Below are 8,779 nucleotides of genomic sequence, written 5' to 3'. Positions count from 1 at the left end.
GCCGTCGCGGCCCGGGGGCGCCCCGTGAGCGCCGCGCGCGAGCTGATCCTGAGCCGGATCCGGCGGGCGCTGGAGGCCGAGCCCGCGAGCGGTCCGCCGATCGCGGAGGCCGCCGTCGCACCGGCCGATCGCGGGATCGCGGCGGCCGATCGCTTCGCCGCCACGGTCGCCGACTACCGCGCCGAGGTCCTGCGCGTCGCCGACGACGAGGTCGCGGCGGCGCTCGACGCCGCCCTCGACCGGCTCGGCGCGGACCGGGTCGCGATCGCCGACGGGCTGGCCGAGCGCTGGCGGCCGTCGCGTCCGGCGGTCGCCGGCAACGCGCTCGACCTGGACGCGCTGGACGCGCTCGACGCCGTCGTGACCGGGTCGCGGCTGGCGATCGCCCGCACGGGGACGATCGTCCTCGACCACGCGGCCGACCAGGGCCCGCGGCGGCTGACGCTGGTGCCCGACCGGCACCTCTGCGTCGTCCGGGCCGCCGACGTCGTCGCCGACGTCGCCGACGCCTTCGCGGCGATCCCGCCGCCCGCGCGATCCGCCGGGCCGCTGACCCTCGTGTCCGGCCCGTCGGCGACCAGCGACATCGAGCTGCAGCGGGTCGAGGGCGTCCACGGCCCGCGGACGCTGGTGGTGGTGCTCGTGGACGACATCGATCGAGGAGGCAGCCAGCGATGACCCCAGACGGATCGACCGGCGCATCGCCGCGGCCGCGGCTGGCCGAGGGCCGGCGCGAGGAGATCGCGGAGCTGCTGCAGACGGCGCGCGCCGTGACGATCGGCGAGATCGAGGAGCGGTTCGGCGTCTCGCCGATGACCGCTCGGCGCGACCTCGGCGAGCTGGAGCGCCAGGGCCTCGCCCGCCGCACGCACGGCGGCGCCGTGCTGCCCGGCGCCAGCGGCCACGAGGACTCGTTCTCGACCCGGCTGGCCACGGCGACCGGCGCCAAGCGCGCCCTCGCGAGGGCGGCCGCGGCCACGATCGAGGACGGCGAGTCGCTGTTCCTCGACTCCTCGACGACCGCCTACCACCTGGCGCAGGAGCTGGTGCGCGGCGGTCGCACGATCACCGTCGTCACCAACGCCCTGCCGATCGCCGAGCTGATCGCCTCCAGCGGCCGCGGGACGATCGACCTGGTCGTCGCCGGCGGCCAGCTGCGCCGGATCGCCCACTCGATGGTCGGACCGCTGGCCGTCGACGCGCTGCGCCGGCACTGGACCGACCGCGCCTTCCTCTCGGTCAAGGGGATCGCGCCGGACGGCGCCCTGACCGACGCCGACCCGCTGGAGGCCGAGGTCAAGCACGCGATGATCGAGCGCGCCACCCGCGCCGCGGTGATGGTCGAGGCGGCCAAGCTCGACCGCCGCGGCCTCAGCGTGATCGCTCCCCTGGGCGCAACGAGCGACCTCTTCCTGGCCGGCGACGCCGACGACCGCGTCGCCGAGCTGGAGAGCCACGGCGTCGCCGTCCACCTCGTCGGTGGAGCGGCGTCGTGAGTCGGGCGAGCGATCGCCGGCTGCCGACCTACGGGGCGATCGACTTCGGCGCCTCGTCCGGCCGCGTCCTGGCCGGCCGCTTCGACGGCGAGCGGCTGACGCTGAGCGAGACGGCGCGATTCGCCAACCGGCCGGTCGACCTGCCCGACGGGCGCCACTGGGACCTGCTGCACCTGTTCGGCCGCGCGCTCGACGGGCTGGCGCGGGCGGGCACCCTGGCCGGCGTCGGCGTCGACACCTGGGCGGTCGACTACGGGCTGCTGGACGGCGCCGGGCGGCTGCTCGGGCTGCCGTTCCACTACCGCGACCAGCGCACCGCCGGGATGGTCGAGCGCTCGTTCGCGCGCGTCGGCCGCGAGGCGCAGTACGCGATCAGCGGCATCCAGACGCTGCCGATCAACACCGTCTTCCAGCTCGAGGCCGAGCGCGGCTCCGTCGCCTTCGAGCACGCCAGCCGGCTGGCGATGATCCCCGACCTGCTCGCGCACTGGCTCGGCGGCGAGCTGGTCAACGAGGCGACCAACGCGTCCTCGACCGGGCTGCTCGACGCGCGCAGCGGCCGCTGGTCCCGGACGCTGCTGGAGGGGCTCGAGCTGCCGGAGCGGCTGTTCGGCCCGGTCGTCGAGCCGGGCACCACGATCGGGCGCCTGCGGCCCGCGCTCGGGCTCGGCGACGGCGCCGTCCACGCGGTCGGATCGCACGACACCGCGTCCGCGTTCGTCGCGGCGCCGGTCGCCGACGAGCACGCGGCGATCCTCTCCAGCGGCACCTGGTCGCTGCTCGGCGTCGAGCTGGACGCGCCGGTCCTGAGCGACGCCGCCCGCGACGCGAACCTGACCAACGAGCGCGGGGTCGAGGGCACGATCCGGCTGCTGCGCAACGTCATGGGCCTGTGGCTGGAGCAGGAGCTGGGCCGCGCCTGGGGCCTGAGCGCGCCCGAGATCCAGGCGCTGGCCGAGACCGCCGAGCCCGGCGTTCCGCTGATCGACCCCGACGACCCGTCGTTCCTGGCGCCCGACGGCGACCTGCCGGAGCGGATCGCCGCGGCCTGCCGCCGCGGCGGGCAGGCGCCGCCGGTCGGTCGCGCCGAGCTGGCGCGGAGCGTCTACGTCTCGCTGGCGCTGCGCTACCGCTGGGTGCTCGGCGAGCTGGAGGCGGCGACCGGGCGCGAGATCCGCACCGTCCACGTCGTCGGCGGCGGCGTCCGCAACGAGTTGCTCTGCCGGCTGACCGCCGAGCTGACCGGCCGCACCGTGCTCGCCGGGCCGGTCGAGGCGACCGCCACCGGCAACGTGCTCGTCCAGCTGCGGGCCGCCGGCGAGCTGTCGTCCGCGGCCGAGCTGCGCGCGCTGGCGCGCGCCTCCGCGGCGCCGGTCGTCCACGAGCCCGGTCGCGACCGGGCCGCCGCCGACGACCTCTACGGCCGCTTCCTGCGCATCACCGGCTCGGTCGACCCGACGGTCCCGAGCACCACCACGACCCGCCCGTCCCGGCACGAGGATCCCCGATGAGCACCACCGTCCCCCTGGTCCACCCGGCCGAGGACCTCTGGCCCGCGTCCATCGCCGACGTCGCCGGCGCGGACACGCCGCTCGGCCAGGTCCTGCTGGCGTCGCACCTGCTGGGCGCCAACCGGGCGGTCGCCAACGTCGGCGGCGGCAACACGTCCGCCAAGGGCACGGTCCGCGACCACACCGGCCGCGAGGTCCGCGCGATGTGGGTCAAGGGCTCCGGCTCCGACCTGGCGACGATGACCGAGGCGTCGTTCACCGGCCTGCGGCTCGACGAGCTGACGCCGCTGGTCGAGCGCGACGGGATGAGCGACGAGCAGATGGTCGACCACGTTGGCCGCTCGATGCTCGACCCGGCGATGCCGCGCGGGTCGATCGAGACGCTGCTGCACGCGTTCATCCCCGCCGACCACGTCCACCACACCCACCCGGACGGGATCAACGTGCTGGCCGGGGCGGCCGACGGCGAGCGGCTGATCGGCGAGCTGTTCGGCGACCGCGCGCTCTGGATCCCCTACGTCCGGCCGGGGTTCGCGCTGGCCAAGCAGGTCGGCGACGCGGTTCGCGAGCACCCCGAGGCGGAGCTGGTGGTGCTGGCCAAGCACGGCCTCGTCGTCTGGGGCGACAGCGCTGAGGAGGCGTACCGGCGGACGATCTCGGTCATCAACGAGGCAGTCGCGTTCGTCAACGGGCGGGCGGCCGGTCCGCGCTTCGGCGGGCCGGCGGCCAGCGCGGCCGTGCTCGACGAGGAGGGCCGGACCGCGGTCCTCGACGCGGTGCTGCCGGCGCTGCGGGGCGCGGTCTCCAGCGAGCGGGCGAAGCTGCTGCTGGTCGACGACTCGCCGGCGGCCCTGGAGCTGGTGTCGTCGGCCCGCGCGCCCGAGCTGGTGACGGTCGGCGCCGCCTGCCCCGACCACCTGGTCCACACCAAGCGGCTGCCGCTGTGGGTCCCGTTCGACCCCGCCGTCGAGGACGCGTCGGTGCTGGCCGGCCGGGTCCGCGAGCGGGCGGCGGCCTACCGCGCCGACTACCTGGCCTACGTCGAGCGGTTCGGCGACGACCCGCTGGTGCGGATGCCGGGCCAGGAGGGACCGGTCCAGCCGTCCGACCCCGACCCGCGGGTGGTGCTGATCCAGCACGTCGGCCTGGTCGGCGTCGGACCGACGGCCAAGCACGCGGCGCTCTCGCGCGACCTGTATCACCGGGCGATCGAGGTGATGGCCGGGGCCGACGCGCTCGGCGGGTTCGTCTCGCTGAGCGACGCCGAGAGCTTCGCCGTCGAGTACTGGCCGCTCGAGCTGTACAAGCTGTCGCTGGCGCCGGCGCCGGGCGAGCTGCAGGGCAAGGTCGCGTTCGTGACCGGCGCCGCCGGCGGCATCGGCCGCGCGATCAGCGCGACGCTGGCCGAGGCGGGAGCGGTCGTCGTCGGCTTCGACCTCGACGCCGAGGGCGCCCAGCAGGCGGTCGGCGGCGACGGCCTGGGGGTCGGCGGCGACGTCACCAGCGAGGATGCCGTCGCGGCCGCCTACCGCGACGCGGTCCGCCGCTTCGGCGGGGTCGACGTCGTGGTCTCGAACGCCGGGATCGCGTCCAGCTCGTCGATCGAGGAGACGACGCTGGAGGAGTGGGAGCGCAACCACCGGATCCTCGGGACCGGCTACTTCCTGGTCGCGCGCGAGGCGTTCCGGGTCCTGCGCGAGCAGGGCCTCGGCGGCTCGATCGTCTTCGTGGCGTCGAAGAACGCGCTGGTGGCGGGCAAGAACGCGTCGGCCTACAGCTCGGCCAAGGCGGCGGAGCTGCACCTGGCGCGGTGCCTGGCCGAGGAGGGCGGGGGAGACGGGATCCGCGTCAACACCGTCAACCCGGACGCGGTCCTGCGCGGATCGAAGATCTGGCAGGGCAGCTGGCGCCAGGAGCGAGCCGCCAGCTACGGCCTCGATCCCGACCAGCTGGAGGAGCACTACCGCCAGCGCAACACGCTCAAGGTCCTGATCCTGCCCGAGGACATCGCCGCCGCGACCCTCCACTTCGCCAGCCCGGCGCGGTCGGGCAAGTCGACCGGCAACGTCCTCAACGTCGACGGCGGGGTGCCGGCCGCCTACCCCCGCTGAGCCGCGGGCCGGCGGGCGTCAGCCGCGGGCGCCGAGCTCCTGGACGTAGGTGGCGCTCGGCCGGCCGCGCGAATCGGTGCCGGGGGTGCCGAGCGCGATCCCGATCCCGGTCTCGCGGAAGCGCCGGTCGAGCAGGTTGCGGCGGTGCGGCGGCGAGGCCAGCCAGCGCCGCACGACGTCGCGCGGCGTCGCCATCGGGCCCGTGCCCCACGCCAGGTTCTCGCCGGCCCGCCACGCCCCCCGGCGGGGCGGGTAGCCGGACACGGCGATCCGCTGGCCGAAGCTGGCGCCGGCGGGCGTGACGTGCCCGAAGAAGCCCTCCTGGACCATCTGCCGCGCGTAGCCCGAGGCCATCCGCCGCAGCACCGACCGACGGCTGAGCCCGGCGACGCCGGAGCGGGCCCGCTCGCGATCGATCAGGCAGCTGGTGGCGTCGAGGACCACCGACAGGTTCGACGCGTCCGGCACCAGGTTGGCGCCGGGACACTCCTGGTTGGCGACCCGCTTGAGCGTCTGCCGGGCGTCGGCGCTGGCGCCCGTCGCGGCCACCAGCGCGATCGCGGCGGTGGCGAGGAGCAGGAGCAGGCGGTGGGGGAGCGACGTCATCGGAATCGGTACTCGACCTTCGGTGGATCGACGGGAGCCGCCGAGTGTCCGCCGTACGCCGTCCAGTCGATGGACGGATGGTTGGTCCTTGGTGGGTTCGCGGCCCTGCGGCAGCGCCGACGCGGGGCCAGGGAGGAACGCTCCGCCCAGCGGTGAATCGAGCGGGTGAGCATGAGCCGCACCCGTACCCCTGCCCGGACCGCGTCGAAGGCGGCCAAGCCGAAGAAGCGCGCCGCAGCCGGCGGGCGCTCCAAGGCGGCCGCACGCCCGCGCGCGGGCAAGGGCGGCTCGCTGCCGGCCTGGCGCTCGCTCGAGCAGCGCCAGTTCGACCAGATCGGGCTCGGCCTGCTGGCGCTCTCGGTCTTCCTCGTCTTCCTGATGTACCTGGGCTCGTGGGGCGGCGCGATCGGCGACGGCCTCGTCGGCGGCCTGCGGAGCGTCTTCGGCCAGGTCGCGTACCTGGCGCCGCCGGCGGTCGCGGCCACCGGCCTGCTGCTGATCCTGCGACCGCTGCTGCCCGCGCTGCGCCCGTTCCGCTCCGGCGCCGTCCTGCTGCTGCTGGCGCTGATGCTGCTGTTCGCCAGCGGGACCTTCGGGCTCGGCGGCGGCGCGCGCCACGGCAGCGAGCTGTGGAGCGCCGAGATCGTCCGCCCCCGCGGCGGCGTGATCGGCGACGCGCTCTACTGGGGGATCAGCAGCCTGCTCGGCAGCATCGGCGCCCACGTGATCGGCGTGACGGCGCTGCTGGCCGGCGTCCTGCTGCTGACCGGCGCCTCGATCGCGTCGATGGTGTCCCGCACGGGCGAGGGGCTGCGGCAGACGACCACCGCCCTGCGGCGCGTGCCGAGCGGCATGACCGGCGAGAGCCGGGCGGTCGGCCGTCGCGACGCCGACGACGAGGAGCTGGAGATCCCGGTCACGCCCCGCCGGCGGGCCGCGCCGCCGGAGCCGAGGACCGGCGAGGGCCCGGTCCCGCCGCGCCCGAAGCGCGTCGCCGAGGCCGACCTGGCTCCCGAGGACGAGAGCGCGCCGCGCGTGCGCCGCCGCCGGGGGGCCGCCGAGCCCGCGACCGGCGAGGAGATCACCGCCTCGCGCGGGGGCGGCCGGACCGAGCTGGACGGCGCCCGCCGCTACCCCGACCTCTTCGGCGAGGAGGGCGAGACGCGCCTCGACCTGCCGGTCGCCGAGCCCGTCGACGAGGCTCCGGAGCCGGTCGAGGAGCCCGAGCACGAGGAGGACTTCACGGTCGTCGTCCCGCCCCCGGTCGAGCCGCCGACGCGGGTCGCCCGCGTCCGTCCCGCCGCCGACGAGCCCGCGACCGCGGACGGCGAGCGCCCGACCCTCCAGGAGCTGCGCGAGCGCCAGCCGATGGGCGGCGACCACGATGCTCCGGAGGACGGCTACGTGCTGCCGGACCCCGGGCTGCTGAAGGTCTCCGCCGCCGACCAGCTGCGCCCCGACACCGCCGGCCAGGCGGAGACGGCCGACGCCCTGGTCGAGGCGCTGGCGCACTTCAAGGTCGACGCGAAGGTGATCAACACCGTCGCCGGCCCGCACATCACCCGCTACGAGCTGCGGCTCGCGCCCGGGATCAAGATGTCGAAGGTCGCCCAGCTGAAGGACGACCTGGCGTACGCGCTGGCGGCCACCGACATCCGGATCCTGGCCCCGGTCCCCGGGAAGACCGCGGTCGGCGTCGAGGTCCCGAACAAGCGCCGCCGGATCGTCCACCTCGGCGACGTCTACGGCGACCCGCCCGGCGACGCGAGCCCGCTGACGGTCTGGCTCGGCAAGGACGTCTCGGGCGCGCCGGTCTACGCCGACCTGGCCAAGATGCCGCACATGCTGGTCGCCGGCACCACCGGCGCCGGCAAGTCGGGCTGCGTCAACGCGATGCTCAGCTCGATCCTGCTGCACGCCACGCCCGACGACGTGCGGCTGGTGCTGGTCGACCCCAAGCAGGTCGAGCTGAACCACTACGAGGCGGTCCCGCACCTGCTGACGCCGGTGATCACGAGCCCGAAGATGGCCGCCAACGCGCTCCAGAACCTCGTGCGCGAGATGGAGTGGCGCTACGGCGTGATGAGCGTCAAGAAGACCCGCAACCTGATCGAGCTCAACAAGGTCCGGGTCGAGGAGGGCGACGAGCCGCTGCCGTACATCCTCTGCGTGATCGACGAGCTGGCCGACCTGATGATGGTCGCGCCGGCCGACGTCGAGGACGCGATCATCCGGATCGCCCAGAAGGCGCGTGCCGTCGGCATCCACCTGGTGCTGGCCACGCAGTCCCCGCGCGTGGACGTCATCACCGGCATGATCAAGGCCAACGTCCCGTCGCGGATCGCCTTCTCGGTCTCCTCGCAGACCGACTCGCGCGTGATCCTCGACCAGAACGGCGCCGAGTCGCTGCTCGGCCGCGGCGACATGCTCTTCAACCCGGTCGGCAGCTCGCGCCTGACCCGGATCCAGGGCGCCTACATCGACGAGGCCGAGATCGCCGAGCTGACCGCCCACTGGGCGCAGCAGGGCGAGGCCGAGATGCGGGAGGACCTGCTCGAGGCCGCCGAGGACGTCGACGCGACCGACGGCGGCGAGGACGACCTCGACGCCGACACCGATCCGCTGCTGGCCGACGCGATCGAGCTGGTGGTCGAGATGGGCGCCGCGTCGACCTCGGGCCTGCAGCGCCGGCTGCGCGTCGGCTACACCCGCGCCGGCCGGCTGGTCGACATGATGGAGCGGCGCGGGATCGTGTCCGGCTTCGAGGGCTCGAAGGCGCGCCAGGTCCTGGTCTCGCCGATGGACCTGCCGAAGATCCTCGCGCAGCTGCGCGGTGGCGGCGGGGACGCCGTCGCCTCCGACGGCGGCGGCGACCTGGACGGGCCGCACCCGCCGCCGACCGGCGAGGACACCGCGGACGACCGCACCGGCGAGCACACGGCGCTGACGCCCGGTCGCTGACCGACGGGCCGCGGCGGCGCTGGTGTGCGGCGTCCAGCCGCGTCGGCGCACCGGTCGCTGCAGGGCCGCACCCAGCTCCGCGGGCCCTGGCCAG

Annotated in this window: 6 protein-coding genes; 5 read left to right on the top strand and 1 reads right to left on the bottom strand. The window is 75.5% G+C overall.

Going from position 1 to position 8,779, the window contains the following annotated elements:
* From PAI11_RS05805 to rhaD, 4 genes are all read left to right on the top strand, one after another.
* Positions 1–678: LutC/YkgG family protein (locus tag PAI11_RS05805; RefSeq protein ID WP_244406514.1), on the top strand; the 678-nt coding region annotated here is incomplete at its 5' end.
* Positions 675–1,496, top strand: a complete 822-nt coding sequence (locus PAI11_RS05800; protein ID WP_007571858.1) for a DeoR/GlpR family DNA-binding transcription regulator — start codon at positions 675–677, stop codon at positions 1,494–1,496. The genes PAI11_RS05805 and PAI11_RS05800, both read left to right, overlap by 4 nt.
* Positions 1,493–3,007, top strand: a complete 1,515-nt coding sequence (locus PAI11_RS05795) for a rhamnulokinase (RefSeq protein ID WP_007571856.1) — start codon at positions 1,493–1,495, stop codon at positions 3,005–3,007. The genes PAI11_RS05800 and PAI11_RS05795 overlap by 4 nt, the downstream gene beginning before the upstream one ends.
* The gene (gene rhaD, locus PAI11_RS05790; protein WP_007571855.1) at positions 3,004–5,118 is read left to right on the top strand and encodes a bifunctional rhamnulose-1-phosphate aldolase/short-chain dehydrogenase; all 2,115 of its coding nucleotides are present in this window, start codon (positions 3,004–3,006) and stop codon (positions 5,116–5,118) included. Before PAI11_RS05795 ends, rhaD begins: the two co-directional genes overlap by 4 nt.
* Before the next feature lie 18 nt (positions 5,119–5,136).
* Here the strand turns inward: rhaD and PAI11_RS23995 are convergent, their stop codons facing one another.
* Positions 5,137–5,724, bottom strand: coding sequence for a CAP domain-containing protein (locus PAI11_RS23995; protein ID WP_007571852.1), 588 nt, complete (start codon positions 5,722–5,724; stop codon positions 5,137–5,139).
* A 171-nt stretch (positions 5,725–5,895) separates the two neighbouring features.
* Here PAI11_RS23995 and PAI11_RS05780 point away from each other — a divergent pair, with 171 nt between their 5' ends.
* Positions 5,896–8,685 (top strand): FtsK/SpoIIIE family DNA translocase, encoded by a 2,790-nt coding sequence (locus PAI11_RS05780; protein WP_007571850.1) that lies wholly within the window; start codon positions 5,896–5,898, stop codon positions 8,683–8,685.
* Positions 8,686–8,779: the final 94 nt, after the last annotated feature.

Origin of the sequence: Patulibacter medicamentivorans (genome assembly GCF_000240225.1) — a bacterium.
GTDB classification, from domain to species: domain Bacteria; phylum Actinomycetota; class Thermoleophilia; order Solirubrobacterales; family Solirubrobacteraceae; genus Patulibacter; species Patulibacter medicamentivorans.
The sequence above is the reverse complement of the archived record's forward strand: the minus strand, read 5'-3'. Positions and strand labels throughout refer to the sequence as shown.